A 17,717-nucleotide genomic window follows, 5' to 3' on the forward strand; every position below is an offset into this window, starting at 1 on the left:
ATTCTTTTAAGTTTCCCGCTACAATAATAAGGTACATATGTTAAATTGGGGGAATTATTAACAATGCCTATTCTTGTCACCTTGATTGTTCTTTCACTAGGAGTCTATTTGTTTTATAAAATTAAATCGGTGCGTACAAAAATGCCTATGGAGAAAAAGTGGATTTCTGGAAAGTCTTCCATTGCCCTCGGTGCTTTTGTCTCTCTATTCGGAGTCAATCAGCTTTTTCTATTCCACACGACAACAACTTATATCATCTCTGCCGTTTTCATCTTCGTTGGAGTATTCAGCATCTGGGGAGGCTATAAAATGTATAAATTTTACCTTCCACATGCGATTGAAGAAGCTGCAAATCAAAAAGGATAATCGAATTCGATTATCCTTTTTGATTTATTTTTTTACGAACGATCGAGCAATTGGCAAGTAAGCATCGCCTTACCGACAAGTTTGCCTTGGTTAAACACCTCGACATCTACTTTTCCGAATTTACGTCCCACATCAAGCACTCGCGGATGGATTTCAAGCGTACTGTCAATCTGGACTGGCTTGATGAAGTAAATTGTCATATTTTCAACGACTAAGTCTCCACGCTTATAGCTTCTAAGTGCCCGGTTTGCTGAATCGGTAACCAAAGTCGTGAAAACCCCGCTTGAAATGGTACCAAGATAATTGGTCATTTGCGGAGTGACGCCATAGTTATACACTTCCTCGCCCTTCCCGCGATTCGAAGTCATAACAAGCTGACTCGTAATTGTATCGTCAATCGTTTCGCCCACCTGCGGCTGCCTTTGACTCATTTGCAGTGCCTTCAATACATCCTGCCTGCTCACTATTCCCTTTAGAATATGACTGTCGTTTACGACTGGAATCAACTCGATGCCTTCCCACACCATCATATGGGCAGAAGACGCGACACTCATCTTATCGCCTACGGTCATCGGATTTTTCGTCATCACCTTTTCAATGAGCGTTAACTCTTCCTGACCCATAATATCTTTTGATGTGACCATACCTTGAACCTTCATATTCTCATCCACAACAGGGAAACGGCTGTGCCCTGATTCCTGATTAAGTTCATGCCAAGTCTGAACCCGGTCACCTACTGTTAAAAAGGTCGTTTCTTGAACAGGAGTCAAAATATCCTCTACCAACAAAATTTCCTTTTTAATCAATTGGTCATAAATCGCCCTGTTGATCATGGTTGCTACGGTAAATGTATCGTAACTCGTAGAAATGACTGGCATTTCCAATTCATCGGCTAATTTTTTAACAGGTTCTTCAGTATCGAAACCACCGGTAATCAGCACCGCGGCACCCGCTTTTAACGCGTGCTCATGGGCCTGGGTACGGTTCCCTACAATCAGCAGATTTCCTGCACCTGTATATCTCATCATGGCATCTAGCTTCATAGCCCCAATAACAAATTTATTTAATGTCTTATGAAGACCCGTTTTCCCACCTAGAACTTGTCCGTCTACAATATTAACAACCTCAGCGAACGTGAGCTTTTCAATATTTTCTTTTTTCTTTTTCTCAATACGAATCGTACCAACCCGCTCAATGGAACTTACATAGCCTTGATTCTCTGCCTCTTTAATTGCTCGATACGCCGTACCTTCACTTACATTCAATGCTTTAGCAATTTGGCGGACGGAAATCTTCTCCCCAACAGGCAGTCCATCGATATGTTTTAATATTTGTTCATGCTTTGTAGCCAAGCGCTTCACCCTTTTCACGGTATTCCTATTCTCCATTATAAGGTCAAAGAGCCTAGTTTATCAAACAACTACTAATATTGACGCAACCTTTTGTATTCCATCTTCCGTTTGACTTTGTGTTTCTTAGGAGAATATAGAATCCCCGTCAAGTTTCCGGCTACCGCCAATAACGCAAACAACAGCCAAGATCCAGCAAACAAGCTCTCCAATCCGCCGCTTTCCAGCGACAGACGTGGCACTGCATAATACAGCATCACCCCGCACAAAAGCAAACACAACAATAACCTCTGTTTCATCCAATCCCTCCTTTTTTCCATCTATTCATTTTATGCCTGCAAAAGAAAAAAAGAATCTTGACTCATATGTGAATGAACTAGATTTATTTTCTCCTTATGTTCATGACTTCTGCTCAAAATATAATATTATTATTATGAAAAATCATCCTGACCACTTCCAGTTAATTCCAGATAATTCTCTCTAGCTCCTTTTTTGATACCGATATTATCTAAACCTAATTCCTCCACCATCCATTCGGCTAATTTTCACACATATAAAAACGGGAGCCCCTTAAGGCTCCCGTTCCTCTTATAATTCGATTTCATCTCCGACTTTCATGACTAGTCCATTTTCCTCTTCAAGCAAGTCAATGAATTTGTTCGGATCCTGTTTAATGACAGGGAACGTATTGTAATGAATCGGCACTACTTGCTTGGCCTTAAGGAATTCCGCTGCAAGTGCTGCATCCTCCGGTCCCATGGTATAATTGTCGCCGATTGGCAGAAATGCCAAGTCAATTGGATGTCGTTTGCCTATCAGTTTCATGTCAGAATACACTGCTGTATCACCTGCATGATAGATTGTTTTTCCTTCTGCAGTAAGTAACACGCCGGCTGGCATCCCTAAATAGATAATTTGGCCATCTTCTGTAGTGAAACCTGTTCCATGGAACGCTGGTGTCAGCTTCACTTTTCCAAATTCAAACTCAAATGCACCACCGATGCTCATTCCGTGGGTCCGAACGCCTTGAGCTCCTAAATAGTCGGCAATTTCGGCAATGCCGATGACAAGTGCATCATGCTTCTTCGCCAATTCAACCGTGTCACCAACGTGGTCATTATGACCATGTGTTAAGATAATCACATCCGGTTTCACTTCTTCTACCTTCAAATCCGTTAATTCATTTCCTGTAATAAACGGGTCAAATAAAATTGTTTTTCCTTTCGTTTCAACTTTTACAATTGCATGACCATGAAAAGATACTTTCATTTCTGATGCTCCCTTCTGATACCCACTATTTTATTAATCAATAATTTCTTAAGGCTTTGCCATTTACTATTTTTTCATATATTGCTAAGGTAATTATATCTTATTAATGGAGGTATAGTCATGAATGAACGTTTGAATGAATTACAAAATTGGCTGCAAACCAATGAAATTGAAGCAGCCTTCCTTACATCTCCAGATAGCATCTTCTATTGCAGCGGTTTTTTAAGCAATCCGCATGAAAGACTTCTTGCACTTGCCATTTTTGGCAACGCCGAACCATTCCTGGTCTGTCCGCAAATGGAAGTTTCGGATGCTAAACAAGCTGGATGGAATGGAGACATCATTGGTTACACCGATATTGAAAATCCATGGGAAAAAGTTCAGCAAGCAGTTAGCAAACGTGGACTAACCATGAAAAAAATGGCCATTGAAAAAGAACATATGAATGTAGAACGCTATGAAAAAGTTCAGCACTACTTTACTGCACCAAAACTCGTTTCAGCTGAAGAAAAACTTCAAAGGATGAGGATGATCAAGTCAGAAGGTGAAATGGTCAAAATCCGTGAAGCATGTCGTCTCGCTGACGTTGCAATTGAAGTGGGTGTCAATGAAATCCATGAGGGTAAAACGGAAATGGAGATTCTAGCAGCTATTGAATTCGAAATGAAAAAGGCTGGAGTGAGCCAAATGTCATTCTCTACCATGGTCCTGACAGGTAAAAATGGCGCTTCTCCTCATGGCACACCAGGCATTACGAAAGTTCAGCGTGGCGACCTTGTCCTCTTTGACTTAGGCGTCGTCTTTGAAGGATACTGCTCTGACATCACTAGAACGGTTGCTTATGGTGACATCAATGATAAACAAGCAGATATCTATGAAACGGTTAGAAAAGCTCAAGAGGCTGCGGTTACAGCCAGTAAGCCTGGTGTTTCCTGTTCGGAGATTGACTTGACAGCCAGAAATATTATCAGAAATCAAGGATACGGTGAATACTTCCCGCACCGCCTTGGTCACGGACTCGGCATCAGCATCCATGAATACCCGTCCTTAACGGAAACAAATTCACTCGAACTGCAAGCAGGAATGGTTTATACGATTGAACCAGGTATATATGTACCAAATGTTGCAGGGGTCAGGATTGAAGATGATCTGTATATCACCGATACAGGCTGTGAAGTTTTGACGAAGTATCCAAAGAGTCTGCAAATCTTAAGATAGTACGATTGAAACATTCGCTAATTTGTTACAATTGAGACAAGATGCACCTGGTAAATCATTATATAATAGGAATGAAATAGAAGGAGGAGATTCACTATGAATAGTATAGATTATAAAAATATTCTAGTAGCAGTGGACGGTTCGGAAGAAGCAGAGTGGGCCTTAAAAAAGGCAATCTATTTAGCAAAACTCAGTGACGCGACCCTTGTGCTTGCACATATCGTGGACACAAGGAATTTCCCTACTATTGAAGCTTATGATATGACTATCCGTGATCACTCTGAAACCTTTGCCAATGAATTATTGGAAAAGTATAAAACGGAAGCCATTGCATCCGGGATTGCCAACGTTAAAACTGAAGTGGCATATGGTTCTCCTAAAGTTCAAATTCCAAGAGATTTAGCGAAAAAACATACAATCGATTTGATTGTATGCGGTGCAACAGGTCTTAATGCTGTCGAACGTTTCTTGATTGGCAGTGTGTCAGAAGGCATCGTTCGCCATTCAACCTGCGATGTAATCGTCGTGCGTACGAATATTGATAAAAAATGATAGTCAAAAAAGCTCGTTCACCGAAATTGGTGAACGAGCTTTTTTTGATGTTATTTACTAACCAGTTTTTCCGCTTTTTCAATCGCCAGCTGTACTTGCGCAAAGCCTGTACCACCAGCGCTGTTACGACGTTTAACTGCTTCGTAAGGATTTAATGCATCGTAAATATCATTTTCAAACAACTCTGAAGCTTCCTTAAATTGTTCTATGCTAAGGTCTACCAAATAGCAGCCATTTTGGACACAGAATAATACAAGTTTGCCGACAACTTCATGCGCTTTACGGAAAGGCATACCCTTTGAAGCAAGGTAATCGGCCAATTCCGTTGCATTAGAGAAGTCATTTTTTGTTGCTTTTTCCATGACATCTGCTTTCACTTTCATTGTCGAAATCATACCAGCAAAAATTTTCAGTGAGCCAACAGTAGTTTTGACCGTATCAAAAACGCCTTCTTTATCTTCTTGCATATCTTTGTTATAAGCAAGCGGCAGTCCTTTTAATACTGTCAATAATCCTGTTAAATTACCATAAACCCGTCCTGTTTTACCACGGATCAATTCCGCCATATCAGGGTTTTTCTTTTGTGGCATGATACTGCTTCCCGTTGAGAACGTATCGTCTAATTCAACAAATTGGAATTCCTGGCTTGACCAAAGAATGATTTCTTCGCTGAAACGAGATAAATGCATCATCATAGTCGCACTGTTACTCATGAATTCGATGGCAAAGTCACGGTCACTCACAGCATCCAGACTGTTTTCATAGATACCATCAAAGCCCAGTAGCTCGGCACTTAGAGCTCGGTCAATAGGGAAAGTTGTCCCAGCTAGCGCCCCTGCACCTAATGGTGAAATATTTATTCTTTTGTAGCTTTCTGTAAAGCGCTGCTTATCCCGCTCAAGCATCCAAAAATAAGCCATTAAATGATGTGCAAATGAAATCGGCTGTGCCCGTTGTAAATGTGTATAACCTGGAATAAGTGTTTCCACATTTTTCTTCGCTTGTTCCAAAATCGCTTCTTGCAAGTCATTAATGAGTTCCACAATGACTTTCGTTTGGTTACGCATGTATAAATGAAGATCTGTTGCAACTTGGTCATTACGACTTCTGCCTGTATGCAGCTTTCCGCCAACTGGTCCAATTTCGTTAATAAGCATACTTTCTAGGTTAAGATGGATATCCTCCATCTCAACCTTAAAAGTTAATTCGCCCTTTTCTGCTTTTTCCTGTAAACTTTTCAGACCTGAAATAATCTGATCTGCATCTTCTTCAGGTAAAATGCTGCACTGCTTTAACATGGTTACATGAGCCAGACTGCCTTGAAGATCTTCAAGGACAAGCTCCTGGTCAAAGGAAATAGAAGCTCCAAACTCGTCTACCCATTCTTCTGCAGACTTTGTGAATCTTCCTCCCCAAAGCTTGCTGCTCACACTGTCACCTTCTTGTTATTGACCATGCTGTTCACTTTCGTTGGAAGTCCCCATAATTTAATGAATCCAACTGCTGCATCATGATCGAATTCGTCTGCTTTTGTATAGGTCGCTAATTTTTCGTCATATAGAGAGTACTCAGATTTTCTTCCTTCAACAATCGCATGGCCTTTGAAAAGTTTCACACGAACTGTACCTGTTACATTCACTTGCGTTTCTTTCAAGAATGCAGCCAATGCTTTTTGAAGTGGAGAGAACCAAAGACCTTCATAAATCAATTCAGTCATTTTCTTCTCGATTACTGGTTTGAAGTGAGCCAATTCTTTTACAAGTGTGATATCTTCAAGCTCTTTATGTGCAGCGATTAATGTCATAGCACCTGGAGCTTCGTATACTTCACGAGATTTGATTCCTACTAATCTATTTTCTACGTGATCGATACGTCCGACCCCGTGTTTACCAGCGATTTGATTCAATTCAACAATCAAGTCAGCCAATTTATAATTTTTGTCATTTAATGTAACCGGTACACCTTGTTCAAAACCAATTTCAATGATGTCAGCAGTATCTGGCGTATTTTCAAGGCTAGTTGTCAGATCATAAGCCTCTTCTGGCGGAGCTGCCCATGGGTCTTCTAGGATTCCGCATTCGTTACTTCTTCCCCAAAGGTTTTGGTCAATCGAGAATGGACTTGCCAAGCCGATTGGAACCGGAATGCCATTTTTCGCTGCATATTCAATTTCCTCTTCACGAGACCATTTCCAGTCACGAACAGGAGCAAGAACTTTTAAATCAGGGTTTAAAGCTGAGATGGATACTTCGAAACGCACTTGGTCATTTCCTTTTCCCGTACAACCGTGCGCAACTGCTACCGCATTTTCTGCTTCAGCCACTTCTACTAGTTTCTTAGCGATTAGTGGACGTGATAGAGCTGATACTAATGGATATTTTCCTTCATATAAAGTATGGGCTTGAAGAGCCGTTAATGCGAATTCATCAGCGAATTCATCTTTCGCATCAATCACATATGAACTTACCGCACCAACAGTGATTGCTTTTTCTTTAATGAAATCTAAATCTTTTCCTTCACCGACATCCAAGCAACATGCAACAACTTCGTATCCTTGATCTTGTAACCATTTAATTGCAACGGAAGTATCTAGTCCTCCGGAATATGCTAATACAACTTTTTGATTTCCCATATTTTATCGTCCCTTTCGTATGAATAAAAATTCATTCGTTGTTATTTTTATTCAATCTATGATTAGTACTTTATCATTTTTACAAACGGAATACAAGGGGTATTTTAAAGATTCTGCTAAATAATTTGTTAATATTTTAAGGCCCTACACATAATGGATGCATCCGCTAAAATATAGTAAACTAGAGGTATGAAAAATTCGAAAAGGGGGGGAAATATGAAAGAGCTATTTACGTATGATGAACGGCTTGGCATCTCCATTCCTGACCTGTCCCGGGAGTGGGATGAATATACGAAAAGCGAGCAACAGCAAATACTCGTGCAATGGGAAAATATCCGGGGCAACATCCCAGAACGCATTAAGGAACTAGAATCCTTCATTAACCGGAAACAGCTACAGCTCTCAGACGAAAGTAATTTCGTATTATCCTGCCAGCTCAATTCTGAAATTGCCGAACTTGCTTCTATCATCAATGACTTATGGCTTTGGTATCGAGCTAATCAAGGCGTGAGTGAAAAGATGCATAATTAAGGCCGATTCCATGCAAAAAGCCACAGCTTTGAGAGCTGAGGCTTTTTTACATTTTTCTTATATATCCTTCCGAAGTTCACCAACGACATGTCCCAATTCCGGTAGAATCAATTTATTCATCGCCAGCCGAACCGCACCCGAAGATCCAGGGGTGGAAAAAACTGCCTTGTTGTTCACTACTCCGGCAATGGCCCTCGATAAAATGGCCGCCGAACCAATGTCCTCTTGATAACTAAGCATCCGGAACAATTCACCAAAACCAGGGATTTCTTTTGTCATCAATTCTTTAACTGCCTCGATTGTTACATCTCTTTTGGCAATGCCAGTGCCTCCATTAGTTAGGATGACATCTACCTGGCTGTTTTCGCAGCCAGCAGTAACCGCCCCTTGAATCGCTCCACGTTCATCTTTGACAATTTCATATTCCGTCACTTCATGCCCTTTTAATTTCAATAATTCAATCATTAGAGCGCCGCTTTTATCAGTCTCTTTATTACGTGTATCACTAATGGTTATCACCTTACAGCGAATTGCCTCCGTGATGGCTTTTTTGTGTTCCTTGACACTCATTCTTCATCAGCCTTCTTTTCCTGTAAATACCGATACTGATAGAACTTTTGGGCAAATTCACTTACATTGCGGGTCATTTGATAATTGGACCCAGCTCCGATGGCCATGCTGATAAATGGGATGCCCCGAACTAGTTTTTTTCGAAAAATAGTAATGGATACGGCCTTCAGCAACTGCTTAAGTGGCTGTTCCATCCAGGTCGGATTTGTAAGTTCTTCAATTCCCAAATAAAAATAGTCATCTTCTGCAGTCTGAACTTCCCGAATCAATTCTTCCCAAGCTGTTCCTCGAAGCCTCTTCGGCATTGCTCCTGCATTAAATACCTTTAAAGCCAGCATCATTTCAAAGGGCGTATTTACTTCAAAACCATAGGACATCGCAATCAACTGTACGGTCCTAACATTGATGACTGTCATGGCCGGGATATCACTTCCAAGTAAAAGTAGCCCGCCGGACCCGCTTATTCCGCCTTGTGCAAAAGAATATAAGCGGTGCTTAGCAATATGCTGATTCGCTATGTAATTCAACTGATCGATCGTCAAGAGATTTAGGTCACTAAGTGTCTCTATATCTTCATTAAACATCCGTGCTGATGCTAAAATCTGCTCTCTTGCATCTATTTGAACTTGTGAGCTCTGAACCATGGCATGCAAATGAAAAAGCCAGGTATCAAGCTTTTCAAAAAACTGCTGTTGGACGTTTTCTGGGAGCAGTGAAAAACCCTGCTCTAGCCATTTATCATACAAGGCTGCCAGGTCTGTTGGCTCATATTGATAAAGGTTTTCCTGCCATTCACTAATTTCATTCCAAATTGTTATTTCCCGATTCGTGAATTCCATGCATCAAGCCTCCTATGTACAGAATTGGTGGATTCTCCCTTAATTATACCATAGGTAGACTTTTCAAGAACCTTTAGATGATTGGTATGAGGATTCAGTACTCGCGGATATGTTAAATCAAAAAGATATTACGAAGGTCCATGTGAGGATTCAAATCTATTGAATAACCTTTTAACAAATAAGTTGATTGCAATCATAGAAAAATCTCCTTACCCGAAAAATTAATAGGTAAGGAGATTTTCTATGATTCAAGAAGTCACGTTTTCAATGCTTTCACTCAAAGCTATTTTTACAGTATCTCTAACAATCATGATTTCTTCATTGGTCGGAATGACCATCACTTTCACCGGGGAATACGGTGCGTTAATAAACGCTTCCACACCCAAGGTACGATTCAGATCCTCATCCCAGTATACGCCCATAAATTCGAGGCCATCCAAGATTCTTCCCCGAATGGTTTGACTGTTTTCACCGATACCCGCTGTAAAAATGATGCCGTCCACACCTCCCATTTTCGCTGTATAGGAACCTATGTACTTGTGGATCCGATCAGCAAACACTTCAAGTGCGAGTTCCGCACGCTCATTGCCTTTATCTGCTTCCACTTGGATGTCGCGCAGATCGCTGGAAAAGCCAGAAAGAGCTAGAATGCCGCTTTTCTTATTCAAGACATCCAGCACTTCATCAGCTGTTTTCCCTGTTTTTTCCATGATATAAGGAATCAATGCAGGGTCAATGTTGCCTGAACGCGTTCCCATTGTAACTCCGGCCAATGGAGTAAACCCCATCGATGTATCAATCGACTTTCCGCCCTTAATAGCCGTAATGCTTGCACCATTTCCTAAATGGCAGGATATTAAGCGGAGCTGTTCAATCGGCCGACCAATCATTTCTGCGGCACGCTGGGACACATATTTATGTGAAGTACCATGGAATCCATACTTCCTGATTCCATATTTTTCATAATATTCAAACGGTAAGCTATACATATATGAACCTGCTGACATGGTTTGATGAAAAGCAGTGTCGAATACAGCTACTGCTGGAACTTCGCTTAGTATTTGCCGGAATGCCTTAATTCCAGTGCTATTAGCAGGATTATGAAGGGGAGCTAAATCTGAAAGCTTCTCAATTTCCTCTATTACATCCTCTGTAATCAAGACTGAGTCACTAAACACCTCACCACCATGCACAACACGATGCCCGACACCATCTATCTCTTCAAATGAGCCTATGATGCGATGGTGAATCAATTTTTCTAATAAAAGCCCGACAGCTACTTCATGATTGGGTATGTGAAGCGTTTCAGAAACCTTTTTGCCTTCAACGCTTAAAGTAAACGTGGAATTTTTCAAGCCGATCCTTTCTACAAGACCTTTTGTAATTACTTGTTCACTCGGCATCTCAAAAAGCTGAAACTTCAAAGAAGAGCTGCCTGCATTAATAGCCATAATTTTAGACATCCATCCTGCTCCTTTACTCTAAGCTAGTCTACAATTCCTATGATCATCACTTCGAAACGTGCAGTATATTGTATAATCTTATCATGGTAAGCGGATACAACCAATAAAAATTTAAAAATTTAAAATAATCACTTTTCCCTAAAAATAAAAGCCAATGCCTATGGCACCAGCTTTTATTATCTATTTTTCCTCTTTAAACCAATCATCCATCTGTTGCATAACAGACCTTGTCGCTTCGAAATCCGATAACTTCGGAAGTTGTACGAGAAGGGCCTTCTTCGGTGCTTCTATATCCTCTTTTTTCTTTTGAAGAATAAGAATGCTTTTCGCAGCCTCTTCATTTTTAAACATGGAAAGCGGTAGCTGAACCATCCCTTGGATATGTGTATGTTTTTTCAAGAAATCATTCAGCTTAGGGGCTTCTTCCGAGACAAATAAGTTATTCGGAACAATGAAGAATAAATATCCGCCATCCTTCACATGCTTAACACTTTGCTCGATAAATAAATGATGCGCATAAGAATGTCCGTTTTCAGCCTTCAACTCATATTCAGTTGCACGAACATCATTCGGATAATAACCAATCGGCAAGTCACTGACCACTACATCTGAAGGATCAATGAAGAGCGGCTCTAAGCTGTCCTGATTGAAAAATTGCAGCGGGTGTTCTTGTAGATTGGCACCTGCATAAGCAAGCCTAATCAAGGTTTCATCAATCTCAACACCATATGACGCGATGGCTTTGTCCGTTAGTTGGTTCAAAATCGCAAATAGTAAGTTACCCGTTCCGACGGCAGGATCGAGCATGACTAACTCTTTTTGATTCTTCGTAAATTTACCAACTAAATAGCTGACAAACATACCTACTGCATCCGGCGTCATATGGTGATTCGGCTGTACACTCTGCTGCATACCTTTTAATATAGCTAGCTGGTACGCTTTACGAATGGCTTCCTTTTCATATTTCTCCGGTGAAAAATCCGCATATTGCTTTGCTAACCTTTTCTTCGATACTTCACTAATTTCCTCTTGTAGTACTTTCCCTTGGAAGAAATTCTCTCCGGTTTCTCCTAAGGCATCCAGATACGTACATGATAGTTCACTTTGCAATATTTGGGCTGTTTCATCAAATTCATAAAATAATTGTTCAACTGGGGTAGACTTCACTTATTTATTCCTCCTGTTTGCTTCTGTCCCTATTTTATAGGTAAGAAGAAAGAGATACAAGTCGTACGTCCTGCTTATCATTCTTCGCTTGTTTAACGTACTGTTTTCCTATTTGAAAGTCCGCATATAAGGAATCTCGCGCGAGCCATCCTTTTTTTCACCATGAGTAAATATAAGGTAAATATGTTAATTTAATAGTGTTGATGACTGGGGGGGTTGTATTTTTTTGATGATTCTAAAAAAGATTCTAAAGTGGGGATTTTATGTTTTTGTTTGTCTATACGGAATACTTCCTGTTCTATGGATTATCTTTGTGATTTCACTCTCGGATGGTTAGAATTTAAAAACCTATGAACAATTTCCTCCTTTTAAACTTTAAAACAAAAAACCGGGCACAATGAGCCCGGTTTCTAAGAAATCGTATCTTATTTTGCTGCTTTAGCTGCTTCGATTGCACCTTCGTAATTTGGATGAGTTGTACCCTCACTAACATATTCAACGAATGTGATTTCATCGTTGCTGTTCACAACGAATACAGAGCGCGCCAATAGACGAAGTTCTTGCATAACGACACCGTAAGCTTCACCGAATGAAAGGTCGCGGTGATCGGAAAGTACTTGAACATTGTCCAATCCACTTGCAGCACACCAGCGCTTTTGTGCGAAAGGAAGATCATTACTGATCGTCAGTACTTTCACATTATCCAATTTTGCAGCTTCTTCATTGAATTTACGTGTTTGTGCATCACATACACCTGTATCGACAGATGGAACTACACTGATAATGCGGACAGACCCTTTAGAGTCACTTAATGTAACGGGTGATAAATCATTAGCCAATACGGTAAAATCAGGAGCTTTGTCCCCCACTTTTAGTTCTGGTCCTACTAAAGTGACCGGGTTGTTTTTAAATGTAACTGAAGCCATTAAAAATTCCTCCTTTTTCTGCTTTATGTACAAGCCTAATAATATTTGTTTTACCGGAATTTTGCAATTAATTGAATTGAGAAAAGTGAAAATCACTATGCGTTAAACTTAAACGTTCCAAGCCTTTCAATAATTTTGTAAAAATTTACGCAAAAAGAAAACTCGGCGGATGCCGAGTCGCAGTTAGAAATCTAAATTCTGTTTAGGCTCTTGATTTTTCGTTGTAGATTGCTGACTGCTGCCTTGCTTTTGATTACTGTCTTTTTTAGAAAGCATGGACTGAATCTTATCGACTACCTGTGGCGCTAAATCCATCATTTTTTCAAGAAGATGCGTCCCTTCATCCAGATGAATCATTTTCACGCCATGTGAACCGACAATCAGAAAGGCAATTGGTGTAATGGATACTCCACCACCGCTACCTCCCCCAAAAGGCTGCTTGGAAGCGCCCTGCTGGCCTTGATGGTTTTCGTCAATCACAAATTCGCTGCCACCAGCTGCAAACCCAAACCCAACTTTGGATACGGTTAATATGACACTACCATCTGGAGTTTCCACCGGATCTCCGATAATCGTATTCACATCAACCATTTCTTTCAGATTTTCCATTGCCTCTTTCATCAACCCTTGGATTGGATGATCTGACATCTAAATTCCTCCACTCTAAAACGATTGTTTGTTGGAATCACCTGACAGCTTCGCTAATTTCTTAGACTTAAACTTCACTCTTCCGCCTTTCCAGTATCGAAGCAGTTTTATTCCAGTCACCATAGCTTGCCCGATTCTAAATTGTAATATGCAGGAAATCGACGTATTAGCCTGCTTCCTCTGAAAGTCAGGTGTAATTGAATAAGAGGGCATGATTTTAAAATTTAAATAGGTCGTTAATATGCCAATGATGGAACCTTTAAGCGCCCAGCAGCCCCCTGTTAAGACCCCGGTGTGTGCGGCATTTTTAGTACCGACCATACTATGCCAGGCAAATTCTATAACTTGAACTTTGCCTAAGAAATGACGAATGGCCCGATGAAAATTGACTATATGTTGAAGCAGTGTCTTCATGTCAGCCATTCCATCCCGTAAATCTTCCGGTGTAATTTTATCTAATCCTTCTTTTTTAGTTTCTTCCTTCATTCCTTTTTCTTTCTTTACTACTATCGATGCCGAGTCATCGTCCTTCTTGATGACAGGTACCTTGAAGGTATAATGAAAAAGTCCATACCATGCTGATGCTTTTATATGAATTATGTCATTTTTATGAACACGTTTGTAGTCAAAGTGCACTCTTATTTTCGTAAAAACAAGAAGAAGCAGCACCACAATGAGAATAGTCAAAATTAGCAAAAGCCACTTCATACATCCACGCCCTTTCAGCCTATCATTATCGGCTTGGGCAAAAAAAAATAAACCTGCAAAAGCGAAAATTACGCTCTTACAGGTTCATAATTAAAACAAATTATCTTCTAACTAAAACAACACTTGTGTCTGCAAAGACATCATGCAAAGCCTGTTTCTTTGGTAAAAGGCCCGCCAACACATAGCCAACCCACGTGATTTTTGAAATATAGCGGCCAATCAGCTCCCTGAACAATACTGTACCCCAAGAAATAGACTCTGTCTCTTCTTTCAATGCCACAACTTTCAGTCCAAAAATCATCTTACCCAACGTCTGGTTTAAGTATTTGGTCATCAATACGAAGTAAATAAAGAATACAAGTCCCGTTAAGAAAGCCTCTGCCGAAAACCAAAGATCGTCTGTACCATTATAAAACTTAAAAATAGGATGAATCAAAATCCGGTTTAAGCTCCCGATAATCAACAAATCAGCTAAATATGCCCAAAATCTCAACCAAAAACCAGCAAAGTAAACTACCCTCACATCGCCATCATCCACGATTGCCTGTGCCGGTAAAAGCTCTTGCTGAACGATTTCTTCTTCTTGCTTTGTATTAAGATTGGATGAATCGATTTGTTCATTGTTTTCATTTCGTTCCGTCATCCTTCAGCCCCCCTATTCCGCATACAAATACATTAAGCGTGGAGAATTTGAAGAGGAAAGGATTTTTGTCAAAACAGCCGTTTCCACATCATTGCCCAACATTTTTTGCGCTCCCATACTGAATAATGAACCGAAACCTGCCTCATCTGTATAACGGATTACTTGCGCGTCTTTTTTACCGATATCCGTTTTCATCGCGGCAATTACATCATCCAAATGGCCGAAATCATCAATTAAATGGTTTTCTTTCGCCTGACGTCCATCATAAATCCGGCCATCAGCGATTTTACGTACTTCCTTCTCTGTCATACCGCGCCCGTCGGCAATGATTTTAACAAATTGATCATAAGAATTATCAATCATATTTTGGAGGATTTCGCGTTCTTCATCAGTCATTTCCCGAGACGGACTCATAATATCTTTGTGTGGACCACTTTTGATTGTTTCAAACTCAACTCCATACTTTTTAGCTAGTTTCTCGTAATTATACCCATGCATAATGACCCCAAGTGAACCCGTCATTGTTTCTGGGCTAGCATAAATCTTATCAGCTGGAGCAGAAATATAATATCCGCCAGAAGCGGCCATTGAACCCATAGAAACATAGACTGGTTTTTTCACCTTTTTAATATCAAGGATCTTATCATAAATCTCAGCACTTTCCACAACACCGCCGCCAGGAGAATTTACACGCAAGATAATTCCTTTAATATCGTCATTTTCTTCAGCCATTTTCAACTTATCCATGAAGGCTCTGTGATTATATGTTGCTGAACTAAGTAATGAAGCTTCTCCAGTATCTTGGATTGTACCTTCTACATCAAATACCGCAATAACATTTGAGAAATCTTCGCCTTCTATAACTTCTTCGTAAAACTCGCTGTCGGAAGCAAATAATTCATCAATCAAATTTTCCGTATCAGCTGTAAATACAGTCGTAGCCACCCCTACTCCAATAGAGACAAAAAATAAAACGGCTGCGATTCCAAGTGCTGCCCAACGCTTTCCATTCATCTGTGTTCCCCCTTAAATATATGTATCCTTCTTACCATACGAACTGCATACAAAAATGTTTCAATCCATGATAAACTAAGACATATAAAATTGTAGCAAATAATCCTCTAATTGGAAATGCGAAGGTACACTTTGTAATATCGGCTTTCCCTTATACAGAAAAAAAGAAAGCCCTTTCATCACTATACATACTAGGGGGATCATGATGGACACTCGAAAGAATATTTATTTTTTCCATGCTTCAAATGCAGAGATGCTGAACAAGGTCGAACGTCTAGCCAAGTTGGCAAAGCAATATTCATATGAAATTGTCCAAGACTTCACAAAAGCCAACATTATCGTAAGTATTGGTGATGACGGCACCTTTTTGCAGGCAGTCCGTAAAACCGGTTTCAGAGAAGATTGTTTATATGCTGGCGTTTCTACCACAGGAAATTTGAATATGTATTGTGATTTCCACCTAGAAGATACAAACAAAATGATTGATGCCATGACTAGAGAGCAAATCGAGGTGCGCAAATACCCAACTATTGATATTCAACTAGATGACCAACCTTCCTTTTATGCCCTCAACGAACTCAGTATCCGCACTTCTATCATCAAAACGTTCATCATGGATATTTTCATTGATCAAATCCATTTTGAAACCTTCCGTGGGGACGGAATCATTATAGCGACACCGACCGGAAGCACTGCCTATAATAAATCGGTCAATGGGGCCGTTGTGGACCCGCTTCTCCCATGCTTTCAGGTAAGCGAGCTCGCTTCAATCAATAACAATACCTATCGGACCTTGGGCTCTTCATTCATCCTAAGCGGCGATAAAACATTGACTGTTCACCTTGAACAAAACGGACCAAGCTATCCAATCATTGGCTTGGACAATGAAGCCTTGAGCATTAGTTATGTCGAAAAGGTCCAGGTCCGATTAAGCGGTAAAGTCATCAAAACCGTTAAGCTGAAAGACAACTCCTTTTGGGAAAAAGTAAAACGGACTTTTTTATAAAACTCCCTAAAAAGGTACCAGATATAATATCTGGTACCTTTTTATATATGATAAAAATCTTTGGTATTTTGATAAAGGGTTTCATATACAATCTCAAATGGTAAGTTTTTAATTGAAGCAATTTGACGTGCACTGTCATGCATCATGCCCGGATGGGTCCATTCCCCTTTGAAAACCCCTTCAAACGGCCATGGGCCATCCGTTTCAAGCATCATCAGCTTAAGCGGAAAAACCGAAACTAACTCCTGTATTTCTTTTTCGTAACAAACATCAGGTGTGATGGAAATGTGGTACCCGTTTTTGACCATTCTTTCTACTGTCTGGATATCCCCTTTAAACCAATGAAAATGAGCCTTTGTAATTTGGTTTTTCTCTAATAGGTCACAAACAACAGGCGCATCATCATAGACCGCATGAAGAATAACTGGTTTTTCAAACTCTTTCGCAAAAGCAAGGAACCTATCAAGTATCTCTATGTACTCTGACGTATCTATACTGGGATTTTCTTGCCTTAAGTAATATGGCAGCCCTACCTCACCTACAGCAAACATATTGTGCCTATGTTCCCGCATCCAACTCAATAAATCATTCACTTCTTCTTCACTTGGGAGGGACTGCTCAGGATGAAAACCAAAGGCAGGCTTAATACGTGAATCTTTGATGGAAAGCTGATAATTTTTTATGGACGAGGTCAAATTCATGGAAACAGTTAGCAAGGATTCCACTTGTGCCTTTTCCATATCAGTGAGAATCTGCTTCTGCTTCCTTTCATCATACCTATCCAAATGGATATGGCTGTCGATGATCTTCATTTTA

General features: G+C 40.2%; 20 protein-coding genes. 5 read left to right on the forward strand and 15 right to left on the reverse strand.

The genetic code is table 11. The features are described from left to right. Window positions 1-63: 63 nt before the first annotated feature. The gene (locus AKG34_RS17600) at window positions 64-366 is read left to right on the forward strand and encodes a YtpI family protein (protein ID WP_053347284.1); all 303 of its coding nucleotides are present in this window, start codon (window positions 64-66) and stop codon (window positions 364-366) included. Window positions 367-398: 32 nt separating this feature from the next. Here the strand turns inward: AKG34_RS17600 and AKG34_RS17605 are convergent, their stop codons facing one another. The 3 genes from AKG34_RS17605 to AKG34_RS17610 form a co-directional block, all read right to left on the reverse strand. Next, window positions 399-1,718 (reverse strand): DRTGG domain-containing protein, encoded by a 1,320-nt coding sequence (locus AKG34_RS17605; protein ID WP_053348150.1) that lies wholly within the window; start codon window positions 1,716-1,718, stop codon window positions 399-401. A 71-nt stretch (window positions 1,719-1,789) separates the two neighbouring features. Further along, window positions 1,790-2,014, reverse strand: a complete 225-nt coding sequence (locus AKG34_RS27140; RefSeq protein WP_082527709.1) for a hypothetical protein — start codon at window positions 2,012-2,014, stop codon at window positions 1,790-1,792. 289 nt (window positions 2,015-2,303) lie between these two features. After that, complete coding sequence (locus AKG34_RS17610; protein WP_053347285.1) at window positions 2,304-2,984, reverse strand: metal-dependent hydrolase; 681 nt, start codon at window positions 2,982-2,984, stop codon at window positions 2,304-2,306. A gap of 120 nt (window positions 2,985-3,104) precedes the next feature. On the opposite strand from AKG34_RS17610, the gene AKG34_RS17615 reads away from it, so the two are divergent. After that, window positions 3,105-4,202 carry a M24 family metallopeptidase gene (locus AKG34_RS17615; protein ID WP_053347286.1) on the forward strand — a complete coding sequence of 366 codons (1,098 nt, stop codon included), beginning with the start codon at window positions 3,105-3,107 and terminating at the stop codon, window positions 4,200-4,202. Between the two features lie 96 nt (window positions 4,203-4,298). Further along, window positions 4,299-4,754 (forward strand): universal stress protein, encoded by a 456-nt coding sequence (locus AKG34_RS17620; RefSeq protein WP_053347287.1) that lies wholly within the window; start codon window positions 4,299-4,301, stop codon window positions 4,752-4,754. Window positions 4,755-4,804: 50 nt separating this feature from the next. Here the strand turns inward: AKG34_RS17620 and argH are convergent, their stop codons facing one another. Both argH and AKG34_RS17630 read right to left on the reverse strand, forming a co-directional pair. After that, entirely contained in the window at window positions 4,805-6,184 is a 1,380-nt protein-coding gene (gene argH / locus AKG34_RS17625) for an argininosuccinate lyase (RefSeq protein ID WP_053347288.1), read from the reverse strand. After that, window positions 6,181-7,386 carry an argininosuccinate synthase gene (locus AKG34_RS17630; protein WP_053347289.1) on the reverse strand — a complete coding sequence of 402 codons (1,206 nt, stop codon included), beginning with the start codon at window positions 7,384-7,386 and terminating at the stop codon, window positions 6,181-6,183. The genes argH and AKG34_RS17630 overlap by 4 nt, the downstream gene beginning before the upstream one ends. A 216-nt stretch (window positions 7,387-7,602) precedes the next feature. On the opposite strand from AKG34_RS17630, the gene AKG34_RS17635 reads away from it, so the two are divergent. Then, complete coding sequence (locus AKG34_RS17635) at window positions 7,603-7,917, forward strand: hypothetical protein (protein WP_053347290.1); 315 nt, start codon at window positions 7,603-7,605, stop codon at window positions 7,915-7,917. Window positions 7,918-7,974: 57 nt separating this feature from the next. On the opposite strand, the gene AKG34_RS17640 is transcribed toward AKG34_RS17635, so the two are convergent. The 9 genes from AKG34_RS17640 to sppA all read right to left on the reverse strand — a co-directional run bounded on the left by AKG34_RS17640 (window position 7,975) and on the right by sppA (window position 15,895). After that, entirely contained in the window at window positions 7,975-8,487 is a 513-nt protein-coding gene (locus AKG34_RS17640) for a MogA/MoaB family molybdenum cofactor biosynthesis protein (protein ID WP_053347291.1), read from the reverse strand. Next, the gene (locus AKG34_RS17645; protein WP_053347292.1) at window positions 8,484-9,326 is read right to left on the reverse strand and encodes an EcsC family protein; all 843 of its coding nucleotides are present in this window, start codon (window positions 9,324-9,326) and stop codon (window positions 8,484-8,486) included. Before AKG34_RS17645 ends, AKG34_RS17640 begins: the two co-directional genes overlap by 4 nt. A gap of 248 nt (window positions 9,327-9,574) precedes the next feature. Next, on the reverse strand, window positions 9,575-10,789 hold the full coding sequence (locus AKG34_RS17650; RefSeq protein WP_053347293.1) for an acetate kinase: 1,215 nt from the start codon (window positions 10,787-10,789) through the stop codon (window positions 9,575-9,577). 180 nt (window positions 10,790-10,969) lie between these two features. Further along, window positions 10,970-11,956 carry a class I SAM-dependent methyltransferase gene (locus AKG34_RS17655; protein WP_053347294.1) on the reverse strand — a complete coding sequence of 329 codons (987 nt, stop codon included), beginning with the start codon at window positions 11,954-11,956 and terminating at the stop codon, window positions 10,970-10,972. Between the two features lie 425 nt (window positions 11,957-12,381). Then, the gene (tpx, locus tag AKG34_RS17660; protein WP_053347295.1) at window positions 12,382-12,882 is read right to left on the reverse strand and encodes a thiol peroxidase; all 501 of its coding nucleotides are present in this window, start codon (window positions 12,880-12,882) and stop codon (window positions 12,382-12,384) included. A 183-nt stretch (window positions 12,883-13,065) separates the two neighbouring features. After that, window positions 13,066-13,530 carry a GerW family sporulation protein gene (gene ytfJ / locus AKG34_RS17665; RefSeq protein WP_053347296.1) on the reverse strand — a complete coding sequence of 155 codons (465 nt, stop codon included), beginning with the start codon at window positions 13,528-13,530 and terminating at the stop codon, window positions 13,066-13,068. Between the two features lie 15 nt (window positions 13,531-13,545). Next, entirely contained in the window at window positions 13,546-14,238 is a 693-nt protein-coding gene (locus AKG34_RS17670; RefSeq protein WP_053347297.1) for a DUF2953 domain-containing protein, read from the reverse strand. Window positions 14,239-14,338: 100 nt separating this feature from the next. Next, window positions 14,339-14,881, reverse strand: a complete 543-nt coding sequence (locus AKG34_RS17675) for an RDD family protein (protein WP_083450831.1) — start codon at window positions 14,879-14,881, stop codon at window positions 14,339-14,341. 12 nt (window positions 14,882-14,893) lie between these two features. Then, window positions 14,894-15,895 (reverse strand): signal peptide peptidase SppA, encoded by a 1,002-nt coding sequence (gene sppA, locus AKG34_RS17680; RefSeq protein WP_053347298.1) that lies wholly within the window; start codon window positions 15,893-15,895, stop codon window positions 14,894-14,896. Between the two features lie 205 nt (window positions 15,896-16,100). Here sppA and AKG34_RS17685 point away from each other — a divergent pair, with 205 nt between their 5' ends. Next, window positions 16,101-16,901 carry an NAD kinase gene (locus tag AKG34_RS17685; RefSeq protein ID WP_053347299.1) on the forward strand — a complete coding sequence of 267 codons (801 nt, stop codon included), beginning with the start codon at window positions 16,101-16,103 and terminating at the stop codon, window positions 16,899-16,901. Window positions 16,902-16,942: 41 nt separating this feature from the next. On the opposite strand, the gene AKG34_RS17690 is transcribed toward AKG34_RS17685, so the two are convergent. Beyond that, on the reverse strand, window positions 16,943-17,713 hold the full coding sequence (locus AKG34_RS17690) for a TatD family hydrolase (protein ID WP_053347300.1): 771 nt from the start codon (window positions 17,711-17,713) through the stop codon (window positions 16,943-16,945). Window positions 17,714-17,717 lie beyond the last annotated feature (4 nt).

Origin of the sequence: Peribacillus butanolivorans (assembly GCF_001273755.1) — a bacterium.
GTDB classification, from domain to species: domain Bacteria; phylum Bacillota; class Bacilli; order Bacillales; family DSM-1321; genus Peribacillus; species Peribacillus butanolivorans.

Excerpts from the sequence above, each read along its gene's own strand:
- AKG34_RS17685 (WP_053347299.1), top strand. The coding sequence starts at position 16,101 with ATGGACACTCGAAAGAATATTTATTTTTTCCATGCTTCAAATGCAGAG.
- AKG34_RS17640 (WP_053347291.1), bottom strand. The coding sequence starts at position 8,487 with ATGAGTGTCAAGGAACACAAAAAAGCCATCACGGAGGCAATTCGCTGT.
- AKG34_RS17630 (WP_053347289.1), bottom strand. The coding sequence starts at position 7,386 with ATGGGAAATCAAAAAGTTGTATTAGCATATTCCGGAGGACTAGATACT.
- AKG34_RS17675 (WP_083450831.1), bottom strand. The coding sequence starts at position 14,881 with ATGACGGAACGAAATGAAAACAATGAACAAATCGATTCATCCAATCTT.
- AKG34_RS17610 (WP_053347285.1), bottom strand. The coding sequence starts at position 2,984 with ATGAAAGTATCTTTTCATGGTCATGCAATTGTAAAAGTTGAAACGAAA.
- AKG34_RS17600 (WP_053347284.1), top strand. The coding sequence starts at position 64 with ATGCCTATTCTTGTCACCTTGATTGTTCTTTCACTAGGAGTCTATTTG.
- AKG34_RS17670 (WP_053347297.1), bottom strand. The coding sequence starts at position 14,238 with ATGAAGTGGCTTTTGCTAATTTTGACTATTCTCATTGTGGTGCTGCTT.
- AKG34_RS17650 (WP_053347293.1), bottom strand. The coding sequence starts at position 10,789 with ATGTCTAAAATTATGGCTATTAATGCAGGCAGCTCTTCTTTGAAGTTT.
- tpx (WP_053347295.1), bottom strand. The coding sequence starts at position 12,882 with ATGGCTTCAGTTACATTTAAAAACAACCCGGTCACTTTAGTAGGACCA.
- AKG34_RS27140 (WP_082527709.1), bottom strand. The coding sequence starts at position 2,014 with ATGAAACAGAGGTTATTGTTGTGTTTGCTTTTGTGCGGGGTGATGCTG.
- ytfJ (WP_053347296.1), bottom strand. The coding sequence starts at position 13,530 with ATGTCAGATCATCCAATCCAAGGGTTGATGAAAGAGGCAATGGAAAAT.
- AKG34_RS17615 (WP_053347286.1), top strand. The coding sequence starts at position 3,105 with ATGAATGAACGTTTGAATGAATTACAAAATTGGCTGCAAACCAATGAA.
- AKG34_RS17635 (WP_053347290.1), top strand. The coding sequence starts at position 7,603 with ATGAAAGAGCTATTTACGTATGATGAACGGCTTGGCATCTCCATTCCT.
- AKG34_RS17690 (WP_053347300.1), bottom strand. The coding sequence starts at position 17,713 with ATGAAGATCATCGACAGCCATATCCATTTGGATAGGTATGATGAAAGG.
- AKG34_RS17645 (WP_053347292.1), bottom strand. The coding sequence starts at position 9,326 with ATGGAATTCACGAATCGGGAAATAACAATTTGGAATGAAATTAGTGAA.
- sppA (WP_053347298.1), bottom strand. The coding sequence starts at position 15,895 with ATGAATGGAAAGCGTTGGGCAGCACTTGGAATCGCAGCCGTTTTATTT.
- AKG34_RS17620 (WP_053347287.1), top strand. The coding sequence starts at position 4,299 with ATGAATAGTATAGATTATAAAAATATTCTAGTAGCAGTGGACGGTTCG.